The 18,494-nt window shown below is 42.4% G+C and carries 17 protein-coding genes; 2 read left to right on the top strand and 15 right to left on the bottom strand.

The window, feature by feature from the left end; all coding sequences use genetic code 11:
• Positions 1 to 9: 9 nt before the first annotated feature.
• Both ACKVDP_RS11315 and ACKVDP_RS11310 read right to left on the bottom strand, forming a co-directional pair.
• Positions 10 to 951 carry a D-alanyl-D-alanine carboxypeptidase family protein gene (locus ACKVDP_RS11315; RefSeq protein WP_409228970.1) on the bottom strand — a complete coding sequence of 314 codons (942 nt, stop codon included), beginning with the start codon at positions 949 to 951 and terminating at the stop codon, positions 10 to 12.
• Positions 952 to 969: 18 nt separating this feature from the next.
• Complete coding sequence (locus ACKVDP_RS11310) at positions 970 to 1,557, bottom strand: DUF3841 domain-containing protein (RefSeq protein WP_409228969.1); 588 nt, start codon at positions 1,555 to 1,557, stop codon at positions 970 to 972.
• 131 nt (positions 1,558 to 1,688) lie between these two features.
• Here ACKVDP_RS11310 and ACKVDP_RS11305 point away from each other — a divergent pair, with 131 nt between their 5' ends.
• Both ACKVDP_RS11305 and ACKVDP_RS11300 read left to right on the top strand, forming a co-directional pair.
• Positions 1,689 to 2,819, top strand: coding sequence for a DUF362 domain-containing protein (locus ACKVDP_RS11305; RefSeq protein WP_409228968.1), 1,131 nt, complete (start codon positions 1,689 to 1,691; stop codon positions 2,817 to 2,819).
• Between the two features lie 13 nt (positions 2,820 to 2,832).
• Complete coding sequence (locus ACKVDP_RS11300) at positions 2,833 to 3,378, top strand: isochorismatase family protein (protein ID WP_409228967.1); 546 nt, start codon at positions 2,833 to 2,835, stop codon at positions 3,376 to 3,378.
• A 51-nt stretch (positions 3,379 to 3,429) separates the two neighbouring features.
• Here ACKVDP_RS11300 and ACKVDP_RS11295 read toward each other — a convergent pair whose 3' ends face one another.
• The 13 genes from ACKVDP_RS11295 to ACKVDP_RS11235 form a co-directional block, all read right to left on the bottom strand.
• Positions 3,430 to 6,531 (bottom strand): HD domain-containing phosphohydrolase, encoded by a 3,102-nt coding sequence (locus ACKVDP_RS11295; RefSeq protein ID WP_409228966.1) that lies wholly within the window; start codon positions 6,529 to 6,531, stop codon positions 3,430 to 3,432.
• Between the two features lie 225 nt (positions 6,532 to 6,756).
• Positions 6,757 to 7,452, bottom strand: coding sequence for a phosphate ABC transporter ATP-binding protein PstB (gene pstB, locus ACKVDP_RS11290; protein ID WP_409228980.1), 696 nt, complete (start codon positions 7,450 to 7,452; stop codon positions 6,757 to 6,759).
• 105 nt (positions 7,453 to 7,557) lie between these two features.
• Positions 7,558 to 8,463 (bottom strand): phosphate ABC transporter permease PstA, encoded by a 906-nt coding sequence (pstA, locus tag ACKVDP_RS11285; RefSeq protein WP_409228965.1) that lies wholly within the window; start codon positions 8,461 to 8,463, stop codon positions 7,558 to 7,560.
• 51 nt (positions 8,464 to 8,514) lie between these two features.
• Entirely contained in the window at positions 8,515 to 9,435 is a 921-nt protein-coding gene (pstC, locus tag ACKVDP_RS11280; protein WP_409228964.1) for a phosphate ABC transporter permease subunit PstC, read from the bottom strand.
• A gap of 79 nt (positions 9,436 to 9,514) precedes the next feature.
• Complete coding sequence (locus tag ACKVDP_RS11275) at positions 9,515 to 10,504, bottom strand: PstS family phosphate ABC transporter substrate-binding protein (protein WP_409228963.1); 990 nt, start codon at positions 10,502 to 10,504, stop codon at positions 9,515 to 9,517.
• 143 nt (positions 10,505 to 10,647) lie between these two features.
• A complete protein-coding gene (locus tag ACKVDP_RS11270; RefSeq protein ID WP_409228962.1) occupies positions 10,648 to 12,132 on the bottom strand; it encodes a YjiH family protein in 1,485 nt (494 codons plus the stop codon).
• 81 nt (positions 12,133 to 12,213) lie between these two features.
• Complete coding sequence (gene ftcD, locus ACKVDP_RS11265; protein WP_409228961.1) at positions 12,214 to 13,137, bottom strand: glutamate formimidoyltransferase; 924 nt, start codon at positions 13,135 to 13,137, stop codon at positions 12,214 to 12,216.
• 33 nt (positions 13,138 to 13,170) lie between these two features.
• Positions 13,171 to 13,812: a cyclodeaminase/cyclohydrolase family protein gene (locus ACKVDP_RS11260; RefSeq protein ID WP_409228960.1), complete on the bottom strand. Its 642-nt coding sequence runs from the start codon at positions 13,810 to 13,812 to the stop codon at positions 13,171 to 13,173.
• A gap of 230 nt (positions 13,813 to 14,042) precedes the next feature.
• The gene (locus ACKVDP_RS11255; protein WP_409228959.1) at positions 14,043 to 15,437 is read right to left on the bottom strand and encodes a sigma-54 interaction domain-containing protein; all 1,395 of its coding nucleotides are present in this window, start codon (positions 15,435 to 15,437) and stop codon (positions 14,043 to 14,045) included.
• Between the two features lie 70 nt (positions 15,438 to 15,507).
• A complete protein-coding gene (locus ACKVDP_RS11250; RefSeq protein ID WP_409228958.1) occupies positions 15,508 to 15,702 on the bottom strand; it encodes a hypothetical protein in 195 nt (64 codons plus the stop codon).
• 88 nt (positions 15,703 to 15,790) lie between these two features.
• Positions 15,791 to 16,627, bottom strand: a complete 837-nt coding sequence (locus ACKVDP_RS11245; RefSeq protein ID WP_409228957.1) for a DUF6920 family protein — start codon at positions 16,625 to 16,627, stop codon at positions 15,791 to 15,793.
• 20 nt (positions 16,628 to 16,647) lie between these two features.
• Positions 16,648 to 17,247, bottom strand: coding sequence for a hypothetical protein (locus tag ACKVDP_RS11240; protein ID WP_409228956.1), 600 nt, complete (start codon positions 17,245 to 17,247; stop codon positions 16,648 to 16,650).
• A gap of 110 nt (positions 17,248 to 17,357) precedes the next feature.
• Positions 17,358 to 18,485, bottom strand: a complete 1,128-nt coding sequence (locus ACKVDP_RS11235; protein ID WP_409228955.1) for a YkvI family membrane protein — start codon at positions 18,483 to 18,485, stop codon at positions 17,358 to 17,360.
• Between the last annotated feature and the right edge of the window lie 9 nt (positions 18,486 to 18,494).

The raw sequence follows: 18,494 nt of genomic DNA, 5'->3' as shown, positions 1-18,494 counted from the left end.
TCCCACTATTTATTGATTCTCCCCGAGAAGATACTCCTCAAGGGTTAGATTCCCCTCATATATCCTACCTGCATGGTCCTCTCCCACATACCTGAAATGCCATGGCTCATAGGCATAGCCTGTTATATGCTCCTTATCCTTGGGGTATCTGAGGATAAACCCGAAACGGTGAGCATTATCTGCAAGCCAAATACCTTCCTCAGTATCTGCAAACTCAGGCTCAAGCCAGTATTTCATCTGCCCGCCCAAGTCAAAAGCCAGCCCTGTCTGGTGCTCAGAATGGCCTGGCTTTGCGCTATATCTCTGTGCATATTCCTCACCGTCTGTTTCCACGCTGCTGTTGTAGAGCTTTTTCTGGTAGTTGTAGCTTCTGAATCCAGAAAAAGCAATTATCTCCTTGTTTATCTCATCCCTTGCGGCTTTTATCATCTCTTCAACCTTCATTTTCGCCTGGGGATCAACATCAGGGTAATAATCTGAGGGGAGACCGTAGGTCTTGTTGACCAGAAGTATTCCGTCAATTATCTTCATCATCTCCCCGGTCTCATCCTCCTCCTGTGTTTCCTCTGGTTCCTCTATTTCAGGACTGTCCGGATTATCCTCACCCTCTTCCAGCAGCTCTGAAAGGTATTCCCCTATGCTGTAGCCTATCTGCCCCTTGTATTCGATCTGGTACCATCCATCCTCATAGCCTATTGCACGGACCTTCTCGCCCACTGGGATAGTCCTTATTTTCTCATGCTCAGTTCCCGGTCCAGTTCTCATGTTAAGATAATCCGTGGTAAAGAGATATGTATCCTGGAACTCCTCTCCTCCAGTCTCTTCAGCAGGCTCCTGGCCCACCGGCTCCTCCGGAGATTCAACATTATCCGACAGCATTCTGGGCACCATTATCACCGCCGCAATTATTAGAATAAGAACTCCCAGAAGCATCTTCAATCTCAAGTGCATAGGGCCACCTCCTTTATGTTAAAATCCATCATCCTCGTATCTGTATACTTCTAATATGTCTTCAGGCCTGATCTCCCAAATATTTGCCTGTGTTGTGAAGATATTCCAATTGTCTATCTCAAAGACCCTTTCCCAGCTGTCCATAACCCTTTTTCGCTCCTGGGGATAAAGCCTTGAATACTTTCCTTCTATGAAGTTGAACTGGTCCTTAAAGCCCTTCTTCTCAATGTCCTTAAGATATGCTGCCTGATCCGCTGAATCCCTTGGGATGTAGATGTGGTTCAATACAAAGTCCCATTTACCTCCATCCAGGTATATGACCTTGGATTTTGGAATCTGAAGCTTGTATCCAACAGTCCCAGGGATTGGCCTTAGCATTGATTCATGGCTAATTGAGCACCATATATGAAACTCAACTCCATCAGGCCTGGGGACCCTCTTTGCTGCAGCATCTGAAAACCACCGGTACAGGTATATGAAATGGTCTGCAACATCCTCATAGTAGTCCCTGATGTATCTTTCCCTGTTCCTGAAGACTCCAAGCTTTTCCAAATCCCTAAGGCTTCTTTCATCCTGCCTGGTCCACAGGGTCACCATTTCCTCCATAAATCATCCCTCCTCCTTCTATTCTACCCTATATTGACCCCATACTTCCAATGAAAAGAGGAATTTTTCAAAATTTTGGTGGATAAATCCAAATATCCTGTATAATATAGAGTTACAGGGAGGTATCTCAAATGGGTCAGGTTGGAATAGTTGAAAGCAAGGATTATATTTATGAAAATGTTCTGAGTGATGTGGAGGGGCTTCTGTCACAGCTCAACGTGCTTAAGAGCATTGAGAAAGGCAGCGTTCTTGTAAAAACCAATCTTTTGAAGAAGAACAGGCCTGAGGATGGAGTCACCACTCACCCCTATGTTGTGGAGGGTGTTGTGAGGTTTCTAAAAGCACAGGGACACCATGTCATCATTGGAGATAGTCCTGGCGGACCCTTCAATCCGATTATTCTCAAATCAGTATATGAAGCATCCGGCATAGCGGATGTGGCAAAACGGACAGGCTGCACCTTGAATTACGATACCTCAATCATACAGGTCAAGCCACCTAATGCAAGGGTAATAAATAACCTAAAGCTGGTTAAGGCCTTCACTGAAGTCGATTATGTGGTCTCCTGCGCAAAGCTTAAAACTCACACAATGATGACCTATACAGGTGCTGTTAAGAACCTTTTCGGCATGATCCCGGGAGTTACCAAGGCCGATTACCATCTTAAGATGAACGATGTGGACAACTTTGCAAATATGCTTATTGATGTGTGCGACTTTGTTGATCCCCTGTTTTCTGTTATAGATGGAATCCAGGCTATGGAGGGCGACGGTCCATCAAGTGGAGATATCAGGGAGCTGGGCCTTCTCCTTGCTGGAGAAAATCTCTTTGAGCTGGATTACGTGGCTACGGGGATTACAGGACTTCTGGATTCTCCTGTAAATCGCCATGCTATCGAACGTGGCCTGTTGGTGCCAGACAGGATTGAACTATTTGGAACCAACATTGACGGTTTGAAGGTTGAGCCATTCAGACTCCCAGGTTCCACACATGTGAATTTTGTTTCTGGAAGGATTCCGGAGTTTGTAAAGGATTTTCTTCTGGAAAATATCAGGCCATACCCCCAGGTCCAGGCAAGGATTTGCGTAGGGTGTGGAATCTGTGCAGCAAACTGCCCCCCGAAGGTTATCTCAATGAAAAACCACAAGGCTGTTATTGATACAACAGATTGCATTAGATGCTTTTGCTGTCATGAACTGTGCCCTGAAAAGGCCATTAAAGTAAAAAGACACCCTCTTCACAGAGTGGTGTTTGGTAAATAGAAAGGAGACAGATATGAAGAAATACACACTGAACAGAGAGGACACAATGCTTCTTATGATTGACATCCAGGAAAGGCTGGCGCCTGCCATACACAACGGCGACCAGATAGTGGATAAAAACAGGATTCTCCTAACAGCCATGAAGGAACTGGACATGAAGGTAGTCCATACGGAGCAGTATCCTAAAGGCCTAGGCAGCACACTGCCACAGCTTGCAGCGCTTCTGGATTCAAAGGCTCACGAAAAGGTCATGTTTTCAGCCTACAGCAATGATGTTAGGGATGACATCTTTAAAAGCGGCAAGAAAAATATCCTCGTGACCGGAATGGAGACCCATGTATGCGTGTTTCAAACAGTAAGGGCCCTTATTGAAGGTAACTACAACGTGTTTGTCCTTATGGACGGGGTAGGCTCAAGGACCTATGAGAACTATAAGAATGCATTGGATCTTATGCATGACATGGGGGCAATAATCACAAATGTTGAAACAGTACTTTTTGACCTTGTAAAGACCGCTGGAACACCAGATTTTAAAATGATATCAAAGCTAGTGAAATAGAGCTGATCCATTGGATCAGCTCCTTTCATTTTGCGATTTGATTTGATTATACTATAGGACCCCTTTCACAAAAACCCTTACAATTTCAGGCTCGAACTGGGTGCCTGAGCATCTTAGCAGTTCCTCAATGGCAGATTCTTTTGATCTTGGTGTATGGTAGGGTCTGCTGGCAGTCATGGCTTCATAGGCATCCGCAACGGATATTATTTTTGATTCCAGCGGAATCTGATTGCCTTTGAGTCCTTCCGGATATCCTTTCCCATCTATTCTCTCATGATGATAGAGAACATGCTGGGCAAATGACGAGTATTCGTCCACAGATTTAAGGATCTGATAACCAGTCTCGGGATGCTTCTTGATTATCTCAAACTCATCCTGGGTAAGCTTCCCTGGCTTGTTCAGTATTTCCGGGGGAACCATTATCTTCCCTATATCATGTAGTATTGCAGCAGTCTTTATTCGCTCTACATGTTCTTCAGAAAATCCCATTTCTCTGGCTATGGCAACGCAGTATTGGGAGACCCTTTCTGTGTGAATCTGCTCGCTGTCATACTTCAGGTTTATGTTCCTTAGAACCACTTCTATGGTCTGGCTTCTCATCAGTTTCCCGTATTTCAGCTTGTCCTTGTACATCTTGTTGTCAGCCATGGTCATGACACTGCTAATTTCCATGTCAGAGGTTGATTTTACTGAATATCCTATTGCAAGGGAAACAATTACAGAGTCAAGCTTGATTTTCCTGGCTGAATCCTCTATTCTTTTCTTCACTTTTTCTGCATGTATCTCACTGGTTTTTGGAAGTAGAACCATAAACTCGTCTCCACCCATTCTACCAATTATGTCGTCCTCCCTACACACCTTCCTAAGCATTTCAGCTACGCTTGTAAGAAGCATGTCCCCCATCTTGTGACCAAATGCATCATTGGTAAGCTTCAAACCGTTCACATCAATTGACATTACTGTAAAGGGAAGATTTCTCTTGGTGTCCAGTCGATTTATGGAATCTTCCATATATCTTCTGTTGTAGAGGCCTGTCAGGTGGTCATGGTAGCTCAGATACTCAATTTCCTTTAGTTTTTCCTTCTTTTCTGTGAAGTCCCTGAAGACTACAACGACTCCTGTTATAAGCCCTTCCTCGCTTTTTATGGGAGCTGCACTGTCTTCAATGGGAATTCTTCTACCATCCTTTGAAATAAGGATTGTATTGTCAAAAAGCTCTATGATCTCCGCACTTTCAAGTACCCTTTCAACAGGGTTGTCACAGACCTCACCGGTATGCTCATAGATAATATGGAACACCTTCTCAAAGGGCAAACCCCTGGCTTCCTCCTGGGACCATCCTGTCAGTTCTTCTGCAATTGGATTCATAACATCTACTCTTCCCCTTGAGTCAGTTGAGATTACAGCATCTCCAACAGAGAGCAATGTGGTCTTGAATTGTTCCTTCTCTGAATATATCTGCTGCTGGAGCTTCTTTCTCTGTGTAATATCCATAAATGTCACAACTCCACCGACAGTCCTTCCCTCAACAATTTGGGGGTAGCTGAAATACTCCACATCAAAGCTTGTATTATCCCTTCTCCAGAATACCTCCGTCAAGACATGGGTACCTTCTCCGTTCCTTATTCCTTCGGTTATGGCACATTTTTCAATGCTCCTATGATATCCATCCCTTGTGCTGTGGTGTATCATATCGTGCATGTTCTTGCCCAGCAACTCTTCGTGGCTGTCATAGCCAAGGATTTCCACTGCACTTCTATTAACGAATGTACAGTTTCCGTCAAGGTCCATTCCATATATTCCCTCTGCAGCTGAATTGAGGATCAACTGCAGCCTGTCATTGCTTTCTTCAAGTTTTCGATTTGTGTTCCTAATCTCTTCCGTCCTTGCCTTTACTTCATCTTCAAGATTATGGACAAGTGAATGGATCCGTTCTGCCATTTGGTTGTAGGACTCACCGATCCTACCTACCTCATCATTACGGCTTATTTCCACTCTTCTGGTCATGTCACCATCTGAAAACATCCTGTTTGCTTCGAGGATTTCCTCCATAGGCTCAAACAGGTTCCTGATTATCACCATAAACATAAGGATTGAAACGAGAAGTCCCACCGCACCTATCAGGAGACTATCCTTAAGGGATTCTTTCATAGTGGTTCCCAAAAGGCTCTCAGGAACTGCCGTAATAACAACCCAATCGATGCCTGGCGTTTTTAACTCAGTAGCCTTGCTAAAGAGGGGCTCCTCTCCCCGCAATCCCTCAACAAGCTCTGAGTTCCCATTGATATACTCCCTGTAGGTTAGGTTCGCGACATTGTTTCCGGTATCAGAAATATTTACCCTTTGAAAATCACCCTCAGAATCCAGGGAAAAATTTCCCTGTCCCAAGGAGTTTGCAACCACAAAACCGGTTTCCCTTTCAACTATCATTGCATAGGAGTTGGACCCTTCAGTTATTTCACTAAGTGCTCCATTCATTCCAGAGAGAAGGATATGTACACCAAGAACTCCTTTGATCTCTCCTGAATCGTCCCTTACTGGAGCTGCAGCTGATATTGTAAGGTCATCCACTACAAAATGCTTGTAGGCTGGCGAATAAGAGAATCCTCCTTGGCTTATGGCGGTCTCGTACCATGCTCTGGTTCTTGGATCAAAAGATCCAAAATCCCTAAGGAATTCTCCATTAGCGCCACCTTCTCCAACGGAATAATACCATGAGCTTCCTCCGGTTTCACTGTTGTTTACCATTAGCTCTATTTCATCAGATTCATTCCTTCTTGCACCGTAATACTCTCCGTCCTCAGACCCGTAGCTGAAGCTGTACACCATATTATCCTGTGTGTTTAAGGTGTTCAGGAAGAAAAGATTTCTTATGGATGGATTTTCAAGATCCACTGTCCCGTTCTCAATCATCCCGATATTGAGCTGAATAATATGTTCAGGAATGTGCAAATAATCTTCTATCTGGTGGACAATCTCATAATTCAGGTTATCTGCTAGTCTTGTTATGACCTGTTCATTGGAGCTACTCCATTTCGAGTAGGTCGCATAGCCTATTGCACCCATTGTGACTGTAACACTCAGGATGAATATTATTATGATTGTAGCTTTAATTGTAATTGAGTCGACGAATTTTTTTAATGGTCCATTCATAGCTGGCTCCTTTTTTATTGCTTTCCATCAATTGGTAAATGTTTGGAAATGTTCAAATCTACATATTTATTCACTTCTAGATTATAGCACTATGTAATAATCCATGCAACACTCTACCCTTTTGATGCCCCAAAGCCAGCATAGACAAAAAAACTGACAGCTCTTGCAAGCCATCAGTCCATGCTAACATAATAACACAATGGGACCGGTTCTTTTTGTGTTATTTTATCCAAATCTACCTGTGATGTAGTCCTCTGTCCTCTTGTCACTGGGATTGGCGAATATCTTGTTTGTTTTGTCAAATTCTATAAGTTCTCCGCTTAAGAAGAAGGCTGTCTTGTCTGAAATCCTAGCCGCCTGCTGCATGTTGTGGGTAACTATTATAACAGTGTATTCCTTCTTAAGATCCTCCATCAGCTCCTCAATTCTCATGGTAGCCACCGGGTCAAGAGCAGATGTAGGCTCATCCATAAGGATAACCTCAGGGCTTACTGCCATTGTCCTGGCGATACAAAGCCTCTGCTGCTGTCCGCCTGATAGTCCGTAGGCATTATCATTAAGCCTATCCTTAACCTCATCCCAAAGGGCTGCTCCCCTTAGGCTATGCTCCGCAATTTCCATCAGTATCTTCTTATCCTTAACACCATGGATTTTGGGACCATAGACAACATTCTCAAAAATTGACTTTGGAAATGGATTGGGTTTTTGAAATACCATTCCAACTCTGGTTCTAAGTTCCTCAACCTTCATCTTTGAGCTAAAGATGTTTCTGCCGTTGTAGAGGATCTGACCCTCCGTCCTCACTATGGGAATGTTTTCTATCATTCGGTTCAGTGTCTTGATGAATGTTGACTTGCCGCAGCCTGAAGGCCCTATTATAGCTGTTATCTCATTCTCAAGCACCTGCATGTTTATGTCCATAAGTGCCTGATTATCTCCATACCAAAGATTAAGCCCCTTGACATCATATACGTATTTGGTAATGTACTTATCTAAATCTAAATCCTTCAAAATCTTCTCCCCCAATCAGAATGTCTTCTGAAACTTATTTCTAATTATTATTGCAACAGAATTCAGGATGAACAGCGTAACCAAAAGCACTACAATTGTAGCCGATGCAAGATATGCATACTCAGGTGTCAGTACCGTATCCAGTGTCCAGTAGTATATCTGGATGGGCATTACTGTGAAGTCATCCATTATTCCTGTTGGTATCTTCATTATCAAGGTTGGAATTCCAAGAACTACCAAGGGTGCGGTTTCACCGATTGCCCTTGAAATTGCCAGTATTGCTCCTGTAAGTATTCCCGGTATGGAAACAGGAAGAACTACTCTCCAGATGGTGGTCCATTTGTCGGCGCCCATACCATAGGATGCTTCTCTCAGGAACCCTGGAACAGCACGCAATGCTTCCTGGGCTGCAACCACAACAATAGGCAGAACCAAAAGCGACATGGTCAGGCCTCCTGCCAGGATGCTTGAACCCAGGCTTAGCATTCTTGAAAAGACCGTAAGTCCAAGAAGTCCGAAGATTACAGATGGAACACTGGCAAGGTTTGATATGTTAACCTTGATAAATCTCTGAAGCCTACTCTCCTTTGCGTATTCCTCCAAATAGATTGCTGTGGTAACTCCAAGAATTAGTGTAACAGGAATGACAATCATCATAAGATACAAGGTTCCTATGATGGCACCCTTTATACCAGCCTTCTCAGGAAATATTGAAAGATTGCTTGTCAGAAACTGCCAGTCAAGCCAACCAATGCTTCCGGCCACGATCTGATAAAGCAAAACTCCCAGCACAACAACGGCAAAAACCGTGGAAAGCGAGAACAGGTGCTTTGCAAAATTATTGACTCCTATCCTAAGATTAATCCTATTTCTATTGAAATTGACCTTATTCCTATCAGGTCCTTTTATTTTCTTATTCATAATACACACTTCCTATTCTTTGATGAAGCCATACAGATAAATTCATCTTCATCAATATTCCTCCCTGTACTTCCTGGCAATGCTTTGAGCTATAAGGTTCATACCCAATGTAAACACAAAAAGAATCAAGCCCACAGCATAAAGGCTGTAGTAGCCCACGGTGCCACTTCCTGCATCCCCGCTGGTAAATTCAACTATATATGCAGTCATGGTCTGCATTGATTGTGTAATGTCAAATGTGAAGTTCTTTGAGCTACCGCTTGCAATTGTGACTATCATTGTCTCCCCGATCGCTCTTGATACGGCCAGTACTATGGATGAAACAATCCCTGATATGGAAGCTGGGATAACTACTTTTGTTGTTGTTTCAAGTCTTGTTGAGCCGAGACCCATGGCTCCCTCTTTCATAATTGTCGGAACAGCGTTCATTGCATCCTCAGATAGGGACGCCACCATTGGTATAATCATAATCCCCATTACTATACCAGGACTAAGGACATTCTTTGCCCCCAGGGAAGGAATCAGATTCATCAACAGGGGGGTGACAAATGAATAAGCGAAAAAGCCATACACTATAGTCGGGATACCTGCCAACACCTCCAATACAGGCTTCAGTACTTTCCTTAGATTAGGTGAAGCAAACTGACTCAGGTAAATCGCAGCAGCCATTCCCACCGGCACTGCAACAAGCATGGCAATTAATGTTGTCCAGAATGTTCCATTTAAGAGGGGGAGGAAACCAAAAGAGGGGTTCCTCGACAAAGGGCTTAAATTTGTTGAGAATACCTCTCTTATTGGCACCTGTGAAAAGAATTTTATTGAATCAAAAATTAACGTGTACACAATTCCGAATGTTGTAAATACAGAAATCAAAGCCATGACTAAAAACACCTTTGGCATGATCCTGTCTGAAAAGTGATTCTTCTTCTTGATATTATCTTGAATTATTTCTCTTACTTGATTGTTTTCCATTCTTATCTCCCCTGATCTTTGTTGTTACGGAAGTTTAGCTGTGGGTGATAAGTTGCCACCCACAGCTTTATAGAATCTCTTATTTCAATGCTTCCAGTTGACTGTAGTATTCTGCATAAACCTCTGAAGGTAGCGGTGCAAATCCATTTTCTCCAGCAAGTCTCTCTGATCCTTCAGGTGATACAACATACATTGCATAATCAAGTACCTGTGGTTTTTCCTTAGCGTAATCAAGATTTAGATATGTGTATACAAGTCTTGTGAATCCTCCATATGGAAGGTCTTCGCCTATTGTTTCAAGAGCAGGTGCAACAGGTCCGTTTCCAAAGTCAACCTTTACTGCCTGAATCTTGTCAGTGTTGCTTGCATAGTATCCGTATCCAAAGAATGCAATTGCGTACTTGTCCTTTGATACAAGGTCAACAAGTGTTGAATACTCCTGCTGAAGGTTCGCAGTCTTTACAAGGTCCTGCTTTTCAAGTAGTACCTCATAGAAGAACTCAAAGGTTCCGTGATTCTCGTTTGGTCCGTAGAAGTTTATTTCCTCTGCTGGCCACTCAGGTCTGATATCTGACCATAGTACAACGTCATCATCTGAATAAGTCCCGGAAATATACATGTCGATAATCTCCTGATCGGTCATTTCCGTTGCCCAGTCGTTGTCATTGTTTATTACCATTGTAAGACCGTCATATGCCATCTTGATTTCCATTACATCCTCACCGAAAACAAATCCGTTTTCTTCAAGCTGTGCAATCTCTTCATCCTTGATTGCTCTTGATGCATCTGAGAAGTCTGTTTCGCCAGGAATGAATTTCTTAAATCCTGCACTTGAACCAGCTCTACCTACCTGAACGCTTACTCCAGGTTCTTCATTTGTCATATACTCCTCAGCTATATGAGCCATAAGTGGATAGACTGTTCCTGAACCGTCAACTATTACTGCACCCTCCAGTTGGCTTCCATCCCCACCATCTGCAGGAGCTTCCCCTCCGCCTCCGCAAGCTGTCAGTGCGAATGTCAGCACCATTATGAATGCCAATAAAATAAATTTCCTTGAATTTCTCAATGTAATTTCCTCCTTAGGTTATGTTCTGTTTCTCTTTTCATACATAGAATAACAGGGGTACATTAAGGATATATGATGCCAATGTTAAGAGTATGTAAAATCGAAAAAGCACCGGAATTTTATCCGGTGCCCATTGTCATTGTCTAAAATAAAATATGCATAAAGATTGCAGCCAAAGGCATTGCAATTATTGTCCTCTGAATAAACACTATCATCAGTTCCCTGAACTTTACAGGCAATCCAGTGTTCATTATTACTACTACTGATTCTGCAAGGAAAATAATCTGAAGCATTGAAACCACTGTCACAAAGAATCTTGTCTTAATATGCAGCTCTGCAACCTGATCAGCTATTGTCAAAACCGGGATAAACATTTCTGTGATTCCTGTTGGTATAGCCGCTGCCGCAACCATTGCATCAGGAACCCCAAGAAGTGATGTCAAAGGAAAGAAAGCATACCCAATTATATCGAATACAGGTGTGTACTTTGCAACGATCATTCCAAGTATCCCAATGGAGCAAAGAAGCGTGATTACCTTGGGTAGAACAGGGAATGCATCAACAACACTCCTTATGATTCTTCTTGGCATGGCTCCAGATGTGTGAGCCCTCATTGTAGCCCTGTTGACTCCTGTTGTTACAAGCTCAGGACCAAACTTTCTTCTTCCTTCTGTTCTCTCCTCCTGAGTTTGCTCCCTTCCATTTGAAAAGGTGTCCGGTTTCTTGCTTATTGGAGGTATTCTACTTATTATGGCTGCCATTACAAATGCCAAGAAAAAGGATACGAAGTATGTTACTACAAAATGCTCACTGATTGCAGCAGTTTCCATTACCAGATGGGCATAACCCACTGATACGGCTGAAAAGCAGGTAGCAACAACAGCTGCCTCCTTTGCAGTATATACGCTTCCATTGAACATTCTACCTGTTATTATTATCCCCATGGTGGTTGATCCCACAAATGATGCACTTGCATCAATTGCACTCTTGCCTGGAACCTTGAAAAGTGGTCTCATCAGAGGCTCCAGAAGAATTCCGAAGAAGTCTATACAGCCGTAATCTGTTAGAAACGGGATAAAGAAAGCTCCTACAGGAATAATGAATGCAACTCCTATTACAACTCCAGGTATAACCATCTCACCTGTTGATGCTCCTACTATCATTTCAGGGGCAGCATATACTCCAATCTTATTAAGGAAGTAAAGAAGGATAAAAATTCCCCCTGCCATATAAAGGAATGGATGTATTATTGAATCAGCCTTATAGTAATTGTACAGTTTACTGTCCTTCTTTGAGAAGAACTTACCGATTATACTTGTTATTCCAGTGCCCATAAGTATTATTGTGGTAAGAAGCAGCGCACCAACCTGCTGTCCATTTATAACAACGAGTGATTCTACTATAGATATTGCTCCTCCATAAATAATTCCGAATGGCACACTTCCGTTTACCGGAACAAAGAAAACAAATATTGCAATTGCAGTTACTAACATGAATTTCACGAAGGCTCTGACCCAGTCAGACCTTTCAAGTGTAAGAGTATCCAGAGTCTTGGGATCGTTCAGGTCCAATTTACCGTAATCATAATTTTTCTCTTTACTTAGGTTTATTTTCGAAACGTTTTCCATTTAGTTCACCCTCTCCTTCATTTTTATTTTAAGGGTTGGAGCTGCAATTACCCATGCAACTCCTTCTACCTAGACTTTTATCTAATACATCAGGTGATGCTCAAGAATCTGCTCTTTTCTAAGACCTTGAAGTCCCAGATAATGATTCAGGTTGTTCAAAAGGTAATCAAGCTTCACAGGACCGACAATCTCTGACCCCGTAACAGCTACACCGTACTTCTGAGCCTCCAGCTTCACAAGTTCAAAGGCCCTGTACATTGGTGTTGATGAGCAGTCAAAGAGGTTCATTGATACGACCACCCCTTCCCTCTCAGGGAACTTTATTCCAACGGCTCTGATTGTGGAGTATCCTCCACTAGGTCCCCTAACAGCCTTTGCTATTTGCTTTGCTATACTGACATCCTCTGTTGCAAGGAATACATTGTATGCAGTAAGTCCTTCCATGTCGGCGGATACTATGGTTGCTCCACTTTCAGGGCTAAGTTTTCCGTCCTTGGAAAGGTCTGGTTTTCTGGCATCACGATCCGGATGGCTTTCATGGTCAAGAAGTTCCTTTAATCCTTCATACTGTCCTTTTCTTATGAAAGAGATTCCCTTCTTTTCAGGGGTTCTCGCATTCTCCCCTGAAAAATATATTGGCACTCCATGCTTTTCATAAAGCTCTTTACCTATCTCTTCTGCTAGCTCCCCTACCTCTTCAAGCTCAATATTGGATAATGGAAACAAGGGTATTGTATCCTGTGCACCTATTCTTGGGTGGGTACCCTTCTGCTCTCTCATGTCAATAAGCTCGTAGGATTTCGCAGCCATATCAAGGAGGGCTTCCTTTAAGGGTGCAGGCTCCCCGATTATGGTAAGAACCGTTCTATTGAAATCATGCTCCGGTTCACATGAAACCAGCTTCACTCCTTCTCTTCCCTTAATTGTTCCTGAAATTGCTTCTATTACATGATCTCTTCTCCCATCACTGAAGTTCGGCACCGCCAATATATACTTTTTCTCCATTTTAATCCACTCACCTTTCTATTATAGCTTCCGTTAACCTTCCAGTCTCCTGTAAACCATTTCCATTCCCTGCTCCTTGAGTATTTTTCCTGTTGAAAGCAACTGGGTGACCTGGGCGGAAACTTCTTCTCTATAATTTTCATCCTTTATGCTTCCAAGATTTATTGTCACATTCAGGAGAGCACCTTCAAGCCCTGAGTGGACAAGCAGTATCCCGACTCCTATATCAGTTATGGCATTTACATTTCCGTTTTCTGCAAAGACTCCCTGAAGCTCCAAGACTCTGTGGCATTTCTTGGCACATCCTAGAGGAACCTCCAAGGCCTCCCTGTAGCCCTCCTGAATTGCCTTGGATCTGGTTTTCTTTTCTTCCTCCGTATCCTTGGGAAGCTTAAAGGCTGCCATCACCTTGTCAAAAGCAGTTGTGTCACGATCCACAATTTCTGCAAGCTCATCAAACAATTTTTCCAATTCTTGAGCCTTAGTCTCCATTTCTTCCCTTGTTTTTTCGGGAACCTCCTGAAAGCTCTTCTTGCCAAATGTCAATCCACCAACCATGGATGTCAATGCAGAACCTAAGGTTGCAACATATGCTGATACACTTCCACCTCCTGGTGTAGGGTCACTGCTTCTGGTATCCAGTGCATATTGCATAAGACTTTTCTCAATATACAATCAAACAACCTCCTTGTAAATAAATTAGTAAACGCTTTCATATTCCAAATTTTTTCTTACGACAATATATAGTTGCAAGACCCGTGCCAAAATAAAAAGCCCGGTTTCATCCCAATCCATAAGGATAAAAACCGGACTTTAGAGGAATTTTTTCCTCAGCCCCTTTTTAAAATATACTTTTAGCTCCCTCCAGACCTGGAATGCATGGTTCCAGGAATTTTTTCTCTTTTTCAGGAATTTTTTCCCGGAAAAATCAGCTCAACCCCTATCCGCTTAGCCTTCTTTCTCAGAGTACTTTCCTCAAGGCCTGTCATTTGGCTTAACTGATGGATATCCTCTGCATTCTGGAGATATCCTTCAAGGAGCATCTTTTCATACTCAGTTACATTCTCCTTGAAGCTTATTGACTGATCAGTGATAACATTTCCAAGATTGCAGATTCCAGATCCCACAAGGTCTGATTCAGTTATCACATCATCCTCAGTGGTTACAACTAGTCTCTCCACTTCATTTTCCAGCTCTCTGATATTTCCAGGCCATGAATAATTAACCATAGCCTTGTAGGCTCTTGGAGAAAATGATTTATTGAAATTATACTCAGTGTTGTGCTTATCAAGGAAGAACTTGGCCAATGGCACAATATCATCCTTTCTCTCCCTCAAGGACGGAAGGGTTATTGGAACAACCTTCAATCTATAATAAAGGTCACTTCTGAATCTTCCTTCGTCCACCATCCTATCAAGATTTCTGTTTGTTGCAGCAATGATTCTAGTGTCTATGTCTATTTTCTCGGTACCGCCCACCTTCTGGAATACCTTATGCTGAATCACATTCAAAAGCTTTACCTGCATGTTCAGTGGAAGTTCTCCTATCTCATCCAAAAAAAGAGTTCCCTGGTGTGCCAGCTGGATCAGGCCGACCTTTCCAGCCTTTCTTGCACCTGTAAAGGCTCCCTCCTCATATCCAAATAGCTCTGACTCGATCAGGCTCTCTGGAAGAGCTGAACAATCGACCTTTATGAAGGGACCTTCCTTTCTGTTACTGTTGTCATGAATAAACTTGCTTAGGACTCCCTTCCCAACTCCTGAATCACCTTCAATCAACACTGTGGAATCAACCTTGGAAACCCTAAGAGCAAGGTGCTTGATGTCCTCCATGACTTTGCTCTTGGAAACCATAATATCCCCGTCTTTACCTATTGAGTTAAGCATTGCAAGTTCACTCTGTATCCTGAGATTAATGTCTCTTAATTCATTATACTGAGACCTCAGATCCTCAATTTTGGTCATATCCATAACGCTAACGACAACCATCTCAAGCTCATCGTTGACGAATATGGGAACACCTGTTGAATATATGTACTTGTCATTTACCCTTTGGCTTCTCTTCACAGTCCTCCCGGAATGAATGGACTGAAGTGCGACAGATTCCGAATATACTCCATCTTTAACAAGCTCAACCATATTCGTACCTATGATCCACTCACTGCTTATCCCCTCTATCTCCTCACAGGTGCTATTGTAGCATATTGTTGTTCCATACTTGTCAACTATGTGTATTCCCACATTTACCGAATCAAGTATGTTTCTCATTGCTTCTGTATTTAGAAAATCAAACCTGTTCAAAATATCACGTATAATCCAATTAACCTCTTTAATAGAGGGGTTTGGATTATTTCTCCTTTCTCCCAAATCTTCAGCTAAGTACTTTTCTTGCCTTGACCTCCTCACAAACCCTTGGAGCGACTATAAATGCAGCTGCCGTCACCAATGCTGAGGTTGTTGCAATCAGCACAGGGGATGTCCTCCTTAGGCCTTTGGCCATGGTTCTCATTGATCTCACAAGCACGAATATTGATGCAAGGATATTAAGCTTTGTTCTAAGTTTCATGGTATCCTTCCTCCCCGTTCTCACTCCGAATTACCTTCCTATGAAATGTAATACCCCTCATTGCAAGGTCAAATCATACACACAACCCTTATCTGTATTCCAGCTTGAATATCTGTACCTTAAACCAAGTGTAAAGCCTTTCGGGCAGTCTCCAGGTAACATGGACTAAAATTGGCATTCTGATTCCATCCATCAGGTTTATCTCCTTGGACTCACCTATGCATTCCAAGAGCTCTGCCTTGTCATCTGTGTCCTTGAACCTCATGGCGCTTGTGAAGACAACATCCCCCTCATCATCAAAGCGAAGGTAAGCCTCCCCAGGCACACCCCTATGATTCATAACAACTCTTGCAGTATGCTTGTCTATCTGCTTCCATTTCATATTTCTGTTCAGGGCTGCCTGTGGATACCAGGGCAGCTCAAGAAGGTATCTTTGGAATGAGGACTGGTTTACTTTGGGCCCACCCTTTACATCTGCAACCTTAATCAGGTTAAGAAGCCTCATCTGTAAAGATCCCACTCCGTCAAGATAGCTATCCGCCCCGTAAACATAAATGAAGGGCTTCACCTCAGCCTTCACTTGCCAAACAAATGAAGGCTCAGTCATGCCCACCACCTGGGTAGCTGATGCGAAAATCCATTTTTCAGAGTCAGGATCAAGTCTCATCTGCCCCTTCTGCTTAATGTGGACAGTGCTTTTCCACTGACTTCCTACAATATTTGATTTTATCAGCCACCTCTGGACTATCTCAGGCAGATGGGCAATGTCCTTCATTTCTATGTTTCCTTCCCTAGGCCTCACCTGCATCTCCTTCAATTTTCGAATTTCCTTATTGATTCTTCTCTTGTGAAAGCCTCCTGGTATCTTGGTTAGCAAAAAATAAACCAGAAGAATTATTCCAACAACATATAGGATTGTATCCAAAAAAACACCACCTTAAAATTTTAATCTACAATGTGAATCTCTTTAACATAGATTATCTCACAGGCTCCATTACCTGTATCTCCCCTTGTCATGCTAGTTTCCCACGGACCGTTCTCAAAATGGACATCCACAAGATACCCCTTGATTCTGATGTAATCGTTCTTTCTTACTTTTCTAATCTCTTTTTTTATTTCATCATTCTCTGCAATGAGATGTACATTGGCTGAGTTCTTTGCTATGAAACCTTCTTCTATCATGCCTTTTTCAAAAGTATAATAGTACCATCTTCCACCTTGTGAATAATTCACATGCTGGTCGTACTCCTCCTTGTTCAGGTCACCCCATGCCAGGATAAGATCGTATTGGGAAACCTGTGATGGATAGTCCGAGTATTTTTTCTTTCCCTTTACTACCCCTCTTATGTCATATTCAGCCCTAAATGAGATTTGAACGTCCCCTTCCTCACCAGAATACACTATCCTTTCAAGGGGATAGAGATTGTTCTGGTAAGGAGGGATTACACTTCCCTGATAGGCTGGATTGTTTCCAACCAATGATGCTCCAACAAATATCAAAACAGCAACCAGCACTAGTGATAGAAATCTAATCAGCTGATTCATGAAACTATCCTCCCATTGGTTTTTTGATATTAATAGTATATCTTATTGAAGTCTATTTGTGTAGATTTCAACTAAAAAAAGGACCCGTCATTTGACAGGCCCTCATTAATCTATTCAGCTATTTCTGTTACAAGTCCTTCCAATGATGTGGCTTTCATTATTTTATAGATACCAATGGTTACCACAGGAATTACATAGAATACCAGAAAGCCCCAGGTTATTGTTCCATACCCCTGAGCTATAAGCCCGATTAGTCCAAACTGCGCTATGAACACTCCTAATGCTAGTAGCCCAATAGTTACGCTTGGTACAATCCAACCAGCCATTTTCTTGTCCTTTTCAACATATACCGAAGTGATTCTCTCAGTTACAGCATAAATGAATCCTGTTCCAGTCTCGATCAATGTACCAAACAAAGTTACCTGGAAGACTATTTGAAGCAATGGTGAACCTAAAGCATTTAGAATATAAACCGTAGGAACTGCAGCAGAAATTATTTCTGGATAGAACCCACTCATGGCAACAAACAGCAGAACTGCTGGTATTATTCCGATAAGTCCTGCCATTATCCCTGATCCGATGGCTTCCTTACGTGTTTCCACATGCTTCACTGAAAACAACACAGCAGGGATTATTCCCAAGTTGTAGAATGCATATTTAAAGCCTCCAAGCGCCCAGCCGGATTCCATGGTTCCATTGGATATTCCACTGGTGATATCTCCTCCAAATTTTGTGAAAAGCATCACTAAAAAGATAATGTATACCGAATACAGAAGAATTGTCCAGTATGAAAGAAACTTCTCTATGGCTTCAGTGCCCTTCAATACCAATATACCTACTCCAATCATCATTGCAACAACACCTATGTAGTAGTTGATACCAAACATCTCGTTCAGTATGCTTCCTGCAGATGAAGCAATTACAGCCAATACTATCAATAGAAGTACAACATAGCAAAGCTCGTATATCCACCATGCTTTACCAAGAAGCTTCTTGAAGAAGGTTCTGTAGTCATATGCCTTGAAAACTCTTGCAAACTCAAAAGTGGCAGCACATACTATGCCCCATATGACACCTGATATAGCCAGCATGGCAATCAAGCCCCCAACTGTTCCAAAGCTAAGGAAAAACTCAACAATCTCTCTTCCTGTTCCATAACCACCTGCTATTACAACTGACTGAAATATTATACCTGGTATAAAGTACTTCTTGAACGTATCACTCTTTACAAAATTCATTTATAATTC

It is taken from the genome of Gudongella ferriphila (assembly GCF_046224405.1).
GTDB lineage: Bacteria > Bacillota > Clostridia > Tissierellales > Tissierellaceae > Gudongella.
Note: the sequence above shows the minus strand (reverse complement) of the source record. Positions and strands in the feature narration are given on the sequence as shown.